The following is a 12,743-nucleotide window of genomic DNA, read 5'->3' on the forward strand; positions in this document are numbered from 1 at the left end:
CCCTGATCAGGCCTCTTCGGTTTCCTGGTATTCGCCCACTGGCACGCAGCTGCAGAACAGGTTGCGGTCACCGTACACGTTGTCGACCCGGCCGATGGGCGGCCAGTACTTGGCCTGCTTGAGTTCGGCCAGCGGAAACGCGCCGAGCTCACGCGAGTAGGGGTGCGACCATTCGGTGCCGAGCAGGCTCGCGGCGGTGTGGGGCGCGTGCTTCAGCGGGTTGTCGTCCTTGGGCCAGACGCCTTCTTCCACGCGGCGGATCTCGCCGCGAATGGCGATCATCGCTTCGACGAAGCGGTCCAGCTCGGCCAGCGGCTCGCTCTCGGTGGGCTCGACCATCAGCGTGCCCGGCACCGGAAAGCTCAAGGTCGGCGCATGAAAGCCGTAGTCGATCAGGCGCTTGGCCACGTCTTCGGCGGTGACGCCGCTGGTGTCCTTGAGCGGGCGCAGGTCCAGGATGCATTCGTGCGCAACGTGGCCGTTGGGGCTTGCGTACAGCGTGGGGTAGTGGTCCTTCAGCCGCGCGCTGATGTAGTTGGCGCTCAGGATGGCGGTTTCGGTTGCGGCCTGCAGCCCCTTGGCGCCCATCATGCGGCAGTACATCCAGCTGATCGGCAGCACGGCCGCATTGCCCAGCGGCGCCGCGGAAACCGCACCGACGCCGTTCGACGCGATGCCGGCCGTCGCATGGCCCGGCAGGTACGGCACCAGGTCTTCGACCACGCACACCGGGCCCACGCCCGGCCCGCCGCCGCCGTGCGGAATGCAGAAGGTCTTGTGCAGGTTCAGGTGGCTCACGTCGCCGCCGAATTCGCCCGGCGCGGCCACGCCGACCAGCGCATTCATGTTGGCGCCATCGACATACACGCGGCCGCCGTGTTCGTGCACCAGCTCGCAGAGCTCTTTCACGCGGGTTTCGAACACGCCGTGCGTGCTGGGGTAGGTGATCATTACCGCGGCCAGCTTGTCGCTGTGCTTTTCGCAGGCGCGCTTCAGGTCGTCCATGTCGACGTTGCCCTGCGCGTCGCAGGCGGTCACCACCACCTGCAGGCCGACCATTTGCGCGCTTGCGGGGTTGGTGCCGTGCGCCGACGAGGGAATCAGGCAGATGTTGCGATGGCCCTGGCCCTTGGCCTCATGGAAGGACTTGATCGCCAGCAGGCCCGCGTACTCGCCCTGCGAGCCGGCATTGGGCTGCAGGCTGATGCCCGCGTAGCCGGTGGCTTCGCAAAGCCACGCGCGCAGCTGCGCGTCGAGCTGCGCATAGCCTTGCTGCTGCTCGGCGGGCGCGAAGGGGTGGATGTTCGCGAACTCGGGCCAGGTGATGGGGATCATCTCGCTGGTCGCGTTGAGCTTCATCGTGCAACTGCCCAGCGGAATCATGCTGCGGTCGAGCGCCAGGTCCTTGTCCGAGAGGCTGCGGATGTAGCGCAGCATCGCCGTCTCGCTCTTGTGCGTGTTGAACACCGGGTGCGTCAGAAAGGCGCTGGTGCGGCGCAGGTCTTCGGGCAGGCGCGGCGCGGTGTTGGCCAGGTCGTCGAAACGCGGCATCGGCGTGCCCGCGGGCACGAACAGGGCCCAGAGCGTTTCGATGTCGGCGCGCGTCGTGGTTTCGTCGAGCGAAATGCCCAGGTGCTGCTGCAGCCGCTGGCGCAAGTTGACGCCGGCCGCGGTGGCGCGCTCGATGATCTTCGGCGTGTCTTCGCCTGTGCGGATGGTCAGCGAATCAAAGGCGGTGCCGTTGACCGGCTCGCGGCCCATTTGCGCCAGGCCCTGCGCAAGGATGGCGGTGAGCGCCGCCACGCGCTGCGCGATGCGGGTAAGTCCGTCGGGCCCGTGGTACACGGCGTACATGCTGGCCACAACGGCCGGCAGCACCTGCGCGGTGCAGATGTTCGAAGTGGCCTTCTCACGGCGAATGTGCTGCTCGCGCGTTTGCAGCGCGAGGCGGTAGGCGGGTTGGCCGTGCGTGTCGACGCTCACGCCGACGAGACGGCCCGGCAGCGAGCGCTTGAATTCGTCGCGGCAGGCCAGGTAGGCGGCGTGCGGGCCGCCGTTGCACAGCGGCATGCCGAAGCGCTGCGTGGTGCCGCAGACGATGTCCGCGTCCCATTCGCCCGGCGGCGCGAGCAGGGTGAGCGCGAGCAGGTCGGCCGCCACGCAGAAGGCGGCGTCGCACTGGTGCGCATGGCCCGCGAGCGGGCGCAGGTCATGCACGTGGCCGGTGGTGGCGGGGTACTGCGCGAGCACGCCGAAGAATTCGCAGCTCGCCATCAAGTGCGGCAGCGTCTCCGACACGGTGCTCACTTTCACCTCGATGCCCAGCGGCGCGGCGCGCGTCTTGATGACCTCGATGGTCTGCGGGTGGCAGTCGCCCGACACCAGGAACACGTTGCTCTTGCTCTTCACGCTGCGCTTGGCGAGCGTCATCGCCTCGGCGGCGGCCGTGGCTTCGTCGAGCATCGAGGCGTTGGCAATGGCCATGCCCGTCAGGTCGCACACCATGGTCTGGAAGTTGAGCAGCGCTTCCATGCGGCCCTGCGAAATCTCGGCCTGGTAGGGCGTGTAGGCGGTGTACCAGGCGGGGTTCTCGAGCACGTTGCGCAAGATCACGCCCGGCGTGTGCGTGCCGTAGTAGCCCTGGCCGATGAAGCTCTTGAACACCTTGTTCTTCGCCGCAATGGCCTTCAGTTCGGCCAGCGCGTCCGCCTCGGTCACCGGCGCGGGCAGCCGCATCGGCCTGGCGCGTCGAATGGCCGCGGGCACGATGCCGTCGATGAGCTCCGCCCGCGTTTCCGAGCCGATCACCGGCAGCATGCGCGCCTCGTCTTCCGCATCGATGCCGATGTGGCGGGCGAGAAATTCTTCGGCGTTCTCTAGTTGTTGCAGGGAAGGCTGGGCGGGAATCGGCATGGCGGTAAAGGCTCGGGGAATGAGGAAGGGCGGCTGAAGAACCCGGCGGATCAGGATTCGGCGGCGAACTTGTCGTAGCTGGCGGCGTCGAGCAGCGCGTCGAGTTGCGACGGCTCGCTGAGCTTGACCTTGAAGAACCAGCCGGCGGCCAGCGGGTCGGTGTTGGCGAGCGAGGGATCGGCGCGCAGGGCTTCGTTCACTTCGGTGATCTCGCCCGACACGGGCATGAACACATCGGCCGCGGCCTTGACCGATTCGACGACACCGGCCACTTCACCTTGCGCAAAGGTCTTGCCCACTTCAGGCAGATCGACAAAGACCACGTCGCCCAGCGCATCCTGCGCGTGCACGGTAATGCCGACAGTGGCTGCGTCGCCTTCGGCCGAGACCCATTCGTGGTCCTTGGTGTACTTGATGCTCATGGTGAAAAACTCCTCGTGGAAAAAATGATCTGATTCAGGCAGCGCAGAGCCTAGCCGCGGTAGTAGCGCGTCGGCACGAAAGGCAGGGTCGAGACTTCCATCGGCACCGGCTTGCCGCGCACGATCGCCTGCACGCGCGTGCCAGGCTCTGAAAACGCGGTGGCCACGTAGCCCATGGCAACCGGGCGATCGGCCGTCGGGCCGAGCAGGCCGCTGGTCACAATGCCGATGTCCCGGCCTTCGAAAGATTGCAGGAGCGTGCCGTCGCGTACCGGAACGCGTTCCAGCGCCACAAGGCCGACGCGCTTGCGCTTCAGGGTGTCGTGGTCGGTGCGGCCCGCGGCGCCGGCCGTAGCGGCGGCCAGTTGCGCCAGCACCTTGGCCGCACCCGGAAAGCCGCCTTCGCGCGCGCCGCCCGTGCGGCGCACCTTCTGGATCGCCCAGTTGAGCGAGGCCTCGACTGGCGTGGTGGTGGTGTCGATGTCGTTGCCGTACAGGCAGAGCCCGGCTTCGAGCCGTAGCGAATTGCGCGCGCCCAGGCCGATGGGCTTGACCTCGGGCTGCGCCAGCAGCAAGCGGGCGAGGGCGTCGGCATCCTTGCCGGCCACCGAAATCTCGAAGCCGTCTTCGCCCGTGTAGCCGCTGCGCGTGGCAAAGGCCGGAATGCCGCCGATCTGCACCGCGCCGCCGGTCATGAACACAAAGCGCTCGATGCCGGGCGACAAGCGGGCCAGCACCGTGGCGGCCTGCGGGCCCTGCAGCGCGAGCAGCGCATGGTCGGGCATGGGCTGCACGTCGCAGCGGGCGCCGATCTTCTGCTGGATATGGGCGAGGTCGGCCACCTTGCAGGCGCCGTTCACGATCACGAAGATCGAGCCGTGCCCTTCGTTGAAGAACATCAGGTCGTCGAGGATGCCGCCTTCGTCGTTCAGCAGCAGCCCGTAGCGCTGCTTGCCGGGCGCCAGGTCGATCACGTCGACCGGCATGAGGGTCTCGAATGCGGCGGCGGCATCGGGCCCCACCAGGCGCAGCTGGCCCATGTGGGAAATGTCGAACAGGCCGGCCGCGTCGCGCGTGTGCTTGTGCTCGGCCATGAGGCCGGCCGGGTATTGCACGGGCATGGAATAGCCGGCAAACGGCACCATGCGGGCACCCAGTTCCACATGCAGGTCGTGCAGGGGCGTCTTGAGCAATGGGGCGTCGGATGATGATGAAGCGGAAGCGGCCACGGGGCACTCCAAAGGGGCAGTCGAATTCCATGGCGCAAGCCATGGGCCACCCCTGCTGTCCGCTTTACCTGAGAGATTCGCCCCACGATCGGGGTTTGCTCCTTCGGTGGGCCGCCGCATCGTCAAGATGCAACGGCCTCTCTCCAGCAAGGAAACGCCGGCATGCGCCAGCGCCTTGTCAGTCCTTTTGCCTGAGCGTTCGGGAAACCCCTGCGCCTTCGGCGGCCTCGCGTGGCGAAGCTCTCTCCTGACCCTTTGAAGTGTAGTGGATCGCGGAAGGCCTCAGTGCACGGTTTCCGAAGCGGGCGGCAGCAACCTTTCGATACGCTCGCGCAGCGATTCGGCCCGCTCGGCGCCTGCGGCTTTCTCGACTTCATTGAGCATCAGCGCGGCAATCGTCAGCATGGCGTCGCGGTCGCGGGCTTCGCGTAGCGCATCGCGCATCTGCAGCGCAAACTTGGGATCGCGCCGCACGAACATGCGCTCGCAGATGTCGAACAGGAACATGCGCGTGGTGGCCAGGGAACGTTTGCCGTCGAAGTTGTCGGTCGAGGTCTCTACACGGATGGGCTCCGCCGCAGGAGCCGGAATCGGCGTGTGTGCCGGGCCCGCCGAAACGGGTAGGGCGGCTTTGGGCTCGGCGACCTGCGCGTCGTGCAGGTACCCACGGTTCATGAGCGCCCGCAGCGTCTGTTCGGCTTCGTCGCGGCTTGCGAACAGTGGGCTGAAGTCGGTCAGCGAACGCCGGCCGTCGGCCATCAGCAGCAACGCGCGCTCGCGCTGGCTGAGCGTGCGCTGCCCGCCTTGCAGTTCGTCGCGTGCCTTGTCGGTCTTGGTGGGAAACATGGCGCCACAGCTTTCGGAATCGAAGGCTGCAGCATCGTTGGGGCTGGTGACATCTTTGTGAAACGTTTTCCTTACAGGGGCATTTGCCGCATAAAAAAGGGCAGCCCGCGAAGGCTGCCCTTTTTAAATCTGGTTTTCCCGTCGCCTGCTACTTGGCGTACACCAGGTCGCGCAGCGCGAGCGATATCCACGGCACGTAGGTAATCACCATCAGGCAGGCCAGGATCACCAGCACGAAGGGAATGAGGTACTTCACGATCCGGTCGAGCGAGATGCGGGCCACCGTGCACGCCGCGAACAGGTTCACGCCGAAGGGCGGGGTGATCATGCCGAGCGCGAGGTTCACCACCATGATGAGCCCGAAGTGCACCGGGTCGACGCCGAAATGCACCGCCACAGGCGCCAGGATGGGCGCGAGCACGATGATGGCCGCGCTGGTCTCGATGAACATGCCGATGACGAAGAGCGCAGCGTTCACGCCCAAAAGGAACATGGTCGGCGACTTCAGCACCTCCTGCAGCCAATGGCCAATGGCGTCGGGCACGCCCGCGCGCGTGATCAGGAAGGCGAACAGGCCCGCGTTGGCGATGATGAACATGATCACCGCCGACGACAGCACCGACTTGCGCAGGATGAGGTACAGGTCCTTGAGCTTGATCTCCCGGTAGATCACCATGCCGACCACCAGCGCATAGAACACCGCCACCGCCGAAGCCTCGGTGGGGGTAAAGATGCCGCCGTAGATGCCGCCCAGGATGATCACCGGCATCAGCAGTGCCCAGCCGGCCTGCCAGGTCGCCTTGCCGAAGGACATGCGGCCGTCGCCGTCGTTCTTGCCCCAGCCCTTCCACTTGCAATACACCCAGACGAACAGCATCAGCGCCAGGCTGATGAGAATGCCGGGGCCGAAGCCCGCAATGAACAGCTCGCCGATGGACACTTCGGCGCTCACGCCGTACAGAATCATCGGAATGGAAGGCGGAATGATCACGCCCAGCTCGGCGCTGGTGGCCTGAAGCGCCGCCGCGTACGCGGTGGGGTAGCCGTGCTTGATGAGCGCCGGAATCAGGATGGCGCCGATGGCAAAGGTGGTGGCCACCGAAGAGCCCGACACCGCCGCAAAGATCATGCAGGTGAGCACGCAGGTCATGGGCAAGCCGCCCTGCACGCCGCCTACGATGCTCTTGGCAAATTCGACCAGCCGGCGCGAGATGCCGCCGGTTTCCATCAGGTTGCCGGCCAGGATGAAGAACGGAATGGCCGCCAGCGGAAACTTGTTGATCGAATTGAACATCTCCTTCACGGAGATGAGCATGTTCACGTTGGCCACCTGGATACCCAGGATCGATGCGAGCCCGATGGACACCGCCACTGAAACCGACAGTGCAAAACACAGCACCATCGTTGCAACCATCACGGGGGTCATTGCGCGGTCTCCAGTTCGAGCCGCTTGGGATCGAGAAAATTACCAACGATGCCGAACAGGCAAAAAACGGAACCGACCGGCAGCGCCAGGTACGACCACATCATCGACACGCTTTCGAGCCCGGCCATCGATTGCACGCGCCCGCGCATGGCGTAATCCCAGCCCCACCACAGAATGACCAGCATCAGCGCCAGTGCCGCGATGCTGACCGCGGCGTCTAGCACGCGCTTGACGCGCGGCGGGCTCCAGCGGTAGAGCACGTCCACGCTCACCATCGCGCCTTGCCGGAATGCCATCGGAATGCCGAGGAACACCATCCAGATCAGGCTCATGCGGATCAGGATCTCGCTCCATTCGGCCGGTTGCTCGAGCACGAAGCGCGTGACGATCTGGAACACGCCCAACCCCGAGGCGATGACCAGCATCACGCAGGCGGCAATCATCGAGAAGCCGGTGGTCCAGCGCTCGATGCCGAGAAATTTTTCTTTCATCTGCAGTCGTGATGTTGAAAACAAAAAAGCCCGCCAGATGGAACTGAGCGGGCGCCCGATGCTATCTAAAAGATAGCATCATGAAAATCACTTGAAGTCGCGGATCTTGTCGAGGTTGGCCTTGCCGAAGTCCTTTTCGAACTGGGCATTCACCGGCGCCAGCGCGGCGACGAACTTGGTCTTGTCGACGTTGTCGATCACGGTCATGCCCTTGGCGCGCAGGTCGGCCACGCCCTTGGCATCGTCTTCGTCCACGCGCGCGCGGTTGGCCTTGGTGCCTTCCTTGGCGGCCTCGAGGAAGGCCTGCTTGTCGGCCGCGCTCAGCTTGTCGAACGCTGCCTTGTTCATCACGAAGATGCAAGGCGAGTAGACGTGCCCGGTAAGCGACAGGTGCTTTTGCACCTGGTCGAACTTGGCCGCGATGATGACCGACAGCGGGTTTTCCTGGCCGTCGACCGTACCCTGCTGCAAGGCGGTGAACACTTCGGGGAAAGCCATGGGCGTGGTGACGATGCCGAAGGTCTTGTAGGCCGCAATGTGCACCGGGTTTTCCATGGTGCGCATCTTCAGGCCCTTGAGGTCTTCCGGCGCCTTCACGTCGCGCTTGCTGTTGGTCATGTGGCGGAAGCCGTTCTCGGCCCATGCCAGCGCCTTGAAGCCCTTGGCGTCGAACTTGGTCAGCAGGTCCTGGCCGATGGGGCTGTCGAGCACGGCGCGCGCGTGGGCCTTGTCGCGGAACAGGAACGGCACGTCAAGGATCTTGGTCTCCGGCACGAAATTGGGCACCGGCCCGGTGGAGGAGAGCGCCAGTTCCTGGGTGCCCAGCTGCACGGCCTCGATCGACTCGCGCTCGCCGCCCAATGAGCCGTTGTAGAAGGTCTGAACCTTGTAGCGGCCCCCGGTGCGCTTTTCGACTTCCTTGGCAAAGACGTCGATCGCCACGCCCTGGTGCGAGTTCTGCGCGGTCGAAATGCTGATCTTCATGGTGGTCTGCGCGAAGGCGGCGCACGCCATGCCCATGCCCAGAACCAGGCCGGCGGCCAGTCGGGTCAATTTCATTGTGTTGTCTCCAGAGAAAAGAAGTCGCGAAGAAAAGGCGGGAACCAAGAGAACTCCGCGGGCAGCCGCCGACTATGCCGTAACAGGGAGCTTCACCGCGTCGGGATTTTCACGGACGTAGTCACGAATAACTACTTCGAAATCGGCGTCCGCCGAAAGCCCCAGGCGTTTGGCGCGGGCGGTTTCGATGCGTCCGGGCCAGGTTTTCACGATGCGCTGGATGGCCGGATCGGGTGTGCGGTCGAGCAGGGCGGTGGCTGCCTTGCCGGCCACGCGTTCGAGCGCGGCCGCCATTTCACCCACCGTGGTGGAAAGCGAAGGCAGGTTCAGTGCGGTGCGCGGGCCCCAGTCGGCGTCGCTTGCCTCCGCCGCCCGGATGATGCCTTCGACGGTGCGGGCCGGCGACGCGATGGCCACGGGTGTTTCGTCAGGCACCGGGCAGGCGGCGCGAATGCCCGCGAGCGGCTCGCGGATCATGCCGCTGAAAAAGCCCGATGCCGCGCCGTTGGGCTTGCCGGGGCGCACGCTCACGGTCATCAGGCGCACGCTGCGCCCGCGGATGAAGCCCTTGCGCGTGTAGTCGGCCACCAGCTGCTCGCCGATGAATTTCTGGATGCCGTAGCTGGTCTGCGGCGTGGGCAGCGTGTGGTCTTCGATCACCGGCGGCAGCGGCTGCTCGGGTGAATCGCCGAACACCGCGAGCGAGCTGGCAAACACCACCAGCGGCCGGGTGCTCACGGCGCGCGCCTTCTCGAGCAGCGCGTTCGTGGCGGCAAAGTTGCTGCGCATGCCCAGGTCGAAATCGGCCTCGCATTCGCCGCTGACCGCGGCGGCCAGGTGAAAGATGGCATCCGCTTCGCGCCAGAGCGCCGTGTCGGGCGATGCCAGCTGCTCGTTCAAGTCGCCAAGCGCGGCGGCAATGCGCGGGTCGGCCGCGAGGTCGGCTGGCGGCGCGACGCGGTCGACCAGGGTGATGCGGGAAATGTCGCGGGCCGGGGCACCCGCAAGCGAGAGCTGGCCCTGCTTCAGCAGCGTGCGGGCAAGGCGTGCGCCAACGAAGCCGGCACCGCCGGTAATGACGATCTGCATGGTTGTCTTGTCTCCTTCGCAATGAGCATAGCGCAGCGGAGCCCCTGCTCAGGCGACACTCGCCGCTCGCACAAACAAGAAACCGGACGATCGGAAAACGATGAACCTGCGATTCGTTGAAGCCTTTCACTGGGCCGTGGCGCTCAAGAGCGTGACCCGTGCGGCCGAGAAGCTGCACCTCACCCAATCGGCGCTCTCCAGCCGCATTGCGGCGCTCGAGCGCGAGCTGGGCGTGCTGCTGCTCGACCGGCGCGACAAGCAGTTTCGCCTCACGGTGGCGGGGCAGCGCTTTCATGCTTTCGCGCAGAAGCTGCTCGAGATGCAGATGCACATCAAGGCCGAGATGGGCTCGGGCGCCGTGCGCGAGGCCGTGCTGCGCGTGGGCGCCATCGAGTCGGTGGTGCACAGCTGGCTCACCGGTTGGCTCAAGCACATGCGGGCGACGCACCCGGACTTCGAACTGGAGCTCACCGTCGAAACCACGCCGGTGCTGGTCGACCAGCTTCAGCGCGGCAAGCAGGATCTGGTGTTTGCCGCACTGCCCGCTGCCGGCGACGGCGTGCGCACTCGCGCCGTGCCGCCGATGCCCATGTGCTTCGTCGGCCACCGGGAGCTGCACCTGAAGCGGCGCTATCGCCTGCCGGACCTGCTCTCGCTCGACCTGTTGACCTTTCAACGCGGATCGCAGCCGCACGTGGCGCTGCTCGAGCTGTTCCGCGATGCCGGCAGCCCGCCGCCGCGCGTGCATGCGATCTCTTCAATTTCGGCGATGGCGCAGTTGGTGGAAGCGGGCTTTGGCGTGGCCACGCTGCCGCGTGCGGTGGTCGAGCCGCTGGCGCGGCGCCTGCCGCTGCGCGTGCTGCCCTGCGACGACACGCTGGAGCCGCTGCCCATCTACGCGAGCTACCGCGACGATCCGTCTTCGCCGCTGCCGGAGGCCGCGCTCGGCTCCGCCGTGGTGCATGCATCGCACCGCATGGGGTCATCGAAAAAATCGATGGACTGAGCGAGAAAATTTGCGTTGGCGTTCGTGAGCGCGGATTCCCACAATCCGTCGCATCACACCACAGCGATGCATCGGGCATCGAAAACGCCAAATGTCGAACCGCCAATCCTTCGTAGAACAACCCGGCGCGGCGAGCAGCGCACTGGCCGTGCGTCAGGCCTGCCGCAGCGGCTCGCTGGCCGCCCACACCAGCGGCCTCGCCAGTGCCCATGTGCAGGGCAACCTGGTCGTCCTGCCCAAGGCGCACGCCGCCGACTTCCTGCGCTTTTGCCAGGCCAACCCCAAGCCGTGCCCGTTGCTCGGCGTATCGGAAGCCGGTGACCCGGCATTGCCGGCGCTCGGCGAGGACATCGACATTCGCACCGACCTGCCGCGCTACCGCGTGTGGCGAAACGGCGTGCTGGTGGATGAGCCCACCGACGTGCGTGCGCTGTGGAGCGACGACATGGTGAGCTTCGTCATCGGTTGCTCCTTTACCTTCGAACACGCGCTGATGGCCGAAGGCATCGTGCTGCGCCACGTGGAGCAAGGGCGCAACGTGGCGATGTACCGCACGTCGGTGGCTACCACGCCGGCAGGGGCCTTTCACGGCCCGATGGTGGTGTCGATGCGCCCGCTGCGCGCGGCCGATGCCATTCGTGCGGTGCAGATCACCTCGCGCTTTCCGGCGGTGCACGGCGCGCCGGTGCACATCGGCGATCCGGCGCTGATCGGCATCCGGTCGATTGCCGATCCCGACTACGGCGTTGCGGTCGAGGTCATGCCGGACGAGCTGCCTGTGTTCTGGGCCTGCGGCGTCACGCCGCAGGCCGCGCTGGCCGCCGCCAGGCTGCCGTTCGCCATCACGCATGCGCCGGGCTCGATGCTTGTGACCGACCTGCTGCACCACCGCCTGGCCGCGTTCTAGGCCTCCGTTCTTTTCCCCAAATCTCATACCTGGAGACAACCGATGAAGACCACCCTCGACGCCGCGCAGACGGCCGACGACGCACAAGCCGAAGGCAGTTGGCTGCGCACGCTCAACCCGAACGAAAAACGCACGCTCACCGCGTCGTTCAGCGGCTATGCGGTCGATGCGTTCGACTATTACACGCTGCCGCTGGTCACGCCCATCCTGCTGTCGCTGTGGGGCATGAGCAAGACCGAGATGGGCCTGATCGGCACGGCCACGCTCGTGGCTTCCGCCATCGGTGGCTGGGGCGCGGGCATCCTGGCCGATAAATACGGGCGGGTGCGCATCCTGCAGCTCACCATCCTGGTGTTCGCGATCTTCACCTTTGCCTGCGGCCTGGCGCAAACGCCTGAGCAGTTGCTGATTGCGCGCACGCTGCAGGGCTTGGGCTTTGGCGGCGAATGGGCGGTGGGCTCGGTGCTCATTGCCGAGATGATCCGGCCGGCCTACCGGGGCAAGGCAGTAGGGCTGGTGCAGAGCAGCTGGGCGGTAGGGTGGGGCGCGGCGGTGCTGGTGTCGATGGCGCTGTTCTCGTTCTTGCCGCCGGAGTATTCGTGGCGCGTGATGTTCATGCTGGGGCTGCTGCCGGCGGTGCTGATCGTGTTCATCCGCCGCTCGATCCGTGATCCGGAGATCTATGTGCAAAGCCGCGCGGCCGTCGAACGCGGCGAGCGCAGCGGCAACTTCCTCGCGATCTTCAAGCCGGGGATGCTGCGCACCACCGTGCTCGCGAGCCTGCTTTTCACGGGCATGCAGGGCGGCTACTACGCCATTGGCGTGTGGTTGCCGACCTTCCTGAAGAACGAGCGGCATCTCACGGTGCTGGGTTCGGGCGGCTACCAGTTCATGTTCATCGTCGGCGCCTTCATCGGCTACCTGTGCGGCGCCTATCTCTCGGACCGCCTGGGCCGGCGCCGTGCCTTCATCCTGTTCGCCATCGGGGCGGGGTCGCTGGTCTATGCGTACACGCTGCTGCCGATTACCGACAGCCTGATGCTGCTGCTCGGCTTTCCGCTCGGCTTCTTCATGTCGGGCATTTTCAGCGGCGCGGGCGCCTTCCTGTCCGAGCTGTTTCCCAATGAACTGCGCGGCTCGGGGCAAGGTTTTTGCTACAACTTCGGGCGCGGCATCGGCGCCACCTTTCCGGCCCTGGTGGGCGTGTTGAGCGACCGCATGCATCTTTCGCTCGGTACCTCCATCGGCATCTGCGCGGCGGTGGCCTATGCCATGGTGGTGATCGTGGCGCTCTGTCTTCCGGAGACGCGCGGACGCGACCTGCGCCAGAACTGATCCGAAGCATTTTTCTCTTT

At 65.8% G+C, this 12,743-nt stretch carries 11 protein-coding genes and 2 riboswitches; of the genes, 3 read left to right on the top strand and 8 right to left on the bottom strand.

The window, feature by feature from the left end; all coding sequences use genetic code 11:
• Positions 1-6 precede the first annotated feature (6 nt).
• The 8 genes from gcvP to denD form a co-directional block, all read right to left on the bottom strand.
• A complete protein-coding gene (gene gcvP, locus V9K97_RS09290) occupies positions 7-2,913 on the bottom strand; it encodes an aminomethyl-transferring glycine dehydrogenase (protein WP_337317621.1) in 2,907 nt (968 codons plus the stop codon).
• Positions 2,914-2,963: 50 nt separating this feature from the next.
• Positions 2,964-3,335 (bottom strand): glycine cleavage system protein GcvH, encoded by a 372-nt coding sequence (gene gcvH, locus V9K97_RS09295; protein ID WP_126746785.1) that lies wholly within the window; start codon positions 3,333-3,335, stop codon positions 2,964-2,966.
• A gap of 50 nt (positions 3,336-3,385) precedes the next feature.
• Entirely contained in the window at positions 3,386-4,564 is a 1,179-nt protein-coding gene (gene gcvT / locus V9K97_RS09300) for a glycine cleavage system aminomethyltransferase GcvT (protein WP_337317623.1), read from the bottom strand.
• 45 nt (positions 4,565-4,609) lie between these two features.
• Positions 4,610-4,721, bottom strand: a riboswitch (glycine riboswitch).
• A gap of 12 nt (positions 4,722-4,733) precedes the next feature.
• Positions 4,734-4,824: riboswitch (glycine riboswitch) on the bottom strand.
• A 22-nt stretch (positions 4,825-4,846) separates the two neighbouring features.
• Positions 4,847-5,410 (bottom strand): hypothetical protein, encoded by a 564-nt coding sequence (locus V9K97_RS09305; protein WP_337317625.1) that lies wholly within the window; start codon positions 5,408-5,410, stop codon positions 4,847-4,849.
• A gap of 148 nt (positions 5,411-5,558) precedes the next feature.
• On the bottom strand, positions 5,559-6,836 hold the full coding sequence (locus V9K97_RS09310) for a TRAP transporter large permease (protein ID WP_337317626.1): 1,278 nt from the start codon (positions 6,834-6,836) through the stop codon (positions 5,559-5,561).
• Positions 6,833-7,327, bottom strand: coding sequence for a TRAP transporter small permease (locus V9K97_RS09315; RefSeq protein ID WP_258507572.1), 495 nt, complete (start codon positions 7,325-7,327; stop codon positions 6,833-6,835). The genes V9K97_RS09310 and V9K97_RS09315 overlap by 4 nt, the downstream gene beginning before the upstream one ends.
• A gap of 87 nt (positions 7,328-7,414) precedes the next feature.
• Entirely contained in the window at positions 7,415-8,386 is a 972-nt protein-coding gene (locus V9K97_RS09320; RefSeq protein WP_337317628.1) for a TRAP transporter substrate-binding protein, read from the bottom strand.
• Positions 8,387-8,458: 72 nt separating this feature from the next.
• Entirely contained in the window at positions 8,459-9,475 is a 1,017-nt protein-coding gene (gene denD, locus V9K97_RS09325; RefSeq protein ID WP_337317630.1) for a D-erythronate dehydrogenase, read from the bottom strand.
• A gap of 100 nt (positions 9,476-9,575) precedes the next feature.
• On the opposite strand from denD, the gene V9K97_RS09330 reads away from it, so the two are divergent.
• The 3 genes from V9K97_RS09330 (at position 9,576) to V9K97_RS09340 (ending at position 12,723) form a co-directional block, all read left to right on the top strand.
• Positions 9,576-10,481, top strand: coding sequence for a LysR family transcriptional regulator (locus V9K97_RS09330; RefSeq protein ID WP_337317632.1), 906 nt, complete (start codon positions 9,576-9,578; stop codon positions 10,479-10,481).
• Positions 10,482-10,572: 91 nt separating this feature from the next.
• Positions 10,573-11,388, top strand: coding sequence for a putative hydro-lyase (locus V9K97_RS09335; protein ID WP_337317634.1), 816 nt, complete (start codon positions 10,573-10,575; stop codon positions 11,386-11,388).
• Positions 11,389-11,430: 42 nt separating this feature from the next.
• The gene (locus V9K97_RS09340; RefSeq protein WP_337317636.1) at positions 11,431-12,723 is read left to right on the top strand and encodes an MFS transporter; all 1,293 of its coding nucleotides are present in this window, start codon (positions 11,431-11,433) and stop codon (positions 12,721-12,723) included.
• Positions 12,724-12,743 lie beyond the last annotated feature (20 nt).

Origin of the sequence: Variovorax sp. CCNWLW186 (assembly GCF_037203865.1) — a bacterium.
Classification (GTDB): domain Bacteria; phylum Pseudomonadota; class Gammaproteobacteria; order Burkholderiales; family Burkholderiaceae_C; genus Variovorax.

Bases quoted from the DNA above. Each gene is read 5' to 3' on its own strand.
- gcvP (WP_337317621.1), bottom strand. From the start codon at position 2,913: ATGCCGATTCCCGCCCAGCCTTCCCTGCAACAACTAGAGAACGCCGAA.
- gcvH (WP_126746785.1), bottom strand. From the start codon at position 3,335: ATGAGCATCAAGTACACCAAGGACCACGAATGGGTCTCGGCCGAAGGC.
- V9K97_RS09305 (WP_337317625.1), bottom strand. From the start codon at position 5,410: ATGTTTCCCACCAAGACCGACAAGGCACGCGACGAACTGCAAGGCGGG.
- V9K97_RS09310 (WP_337317626.1), bottom strand. From the start codon at position 6,836: ATGACCCCCGTGATGGTTGCAACGATGGTGCTGTGTTTTGCACTGTCG.
- V9K97_RS09315 (WP_258507572.1), bottom strand. From the start codon at position 7,327: ATGAAAGAAAAATTTCTCGGCATCGAGCGCTGGACCACCGGCTTCTCG.
- V9K97_RS09320 (WP_337317628.1), bottom strand. From the start codon at position 8,386: ATGAAATTGACCCGACTGGCCGCCGGCCTGGTTCTGGGCATGGGCATG.
- denD (WP_337317630.1), bottom strand. From the start codon at position 9,475: ATGCAGATCGTCATTACCGGCGGTGCCGGCTTCGTTGGCGCACGCCTT.
- V9K97_RS09330 (WP_337317632.1), top strand. From the start codon at position 9,576: ATGAACCTGCGATTCGTTGAAGCCTTTCACTGGGCCGTGGCGCTCAAG.
- V9K97_RS09335 (WP_337317634.1), top strand. From the start codon at position 10,573: ATGTCGAACCGCCAATCCTTCGTAGAACAACCCGGCGCGGCGAGCAGC.
- V9K97_RS09340 (WP_337317636.1), top strand. From the start codon at position 11,431: ATGAAGACCACCCTCGACGCCGCGCAGACGGCCGACGACGCACAAGCC.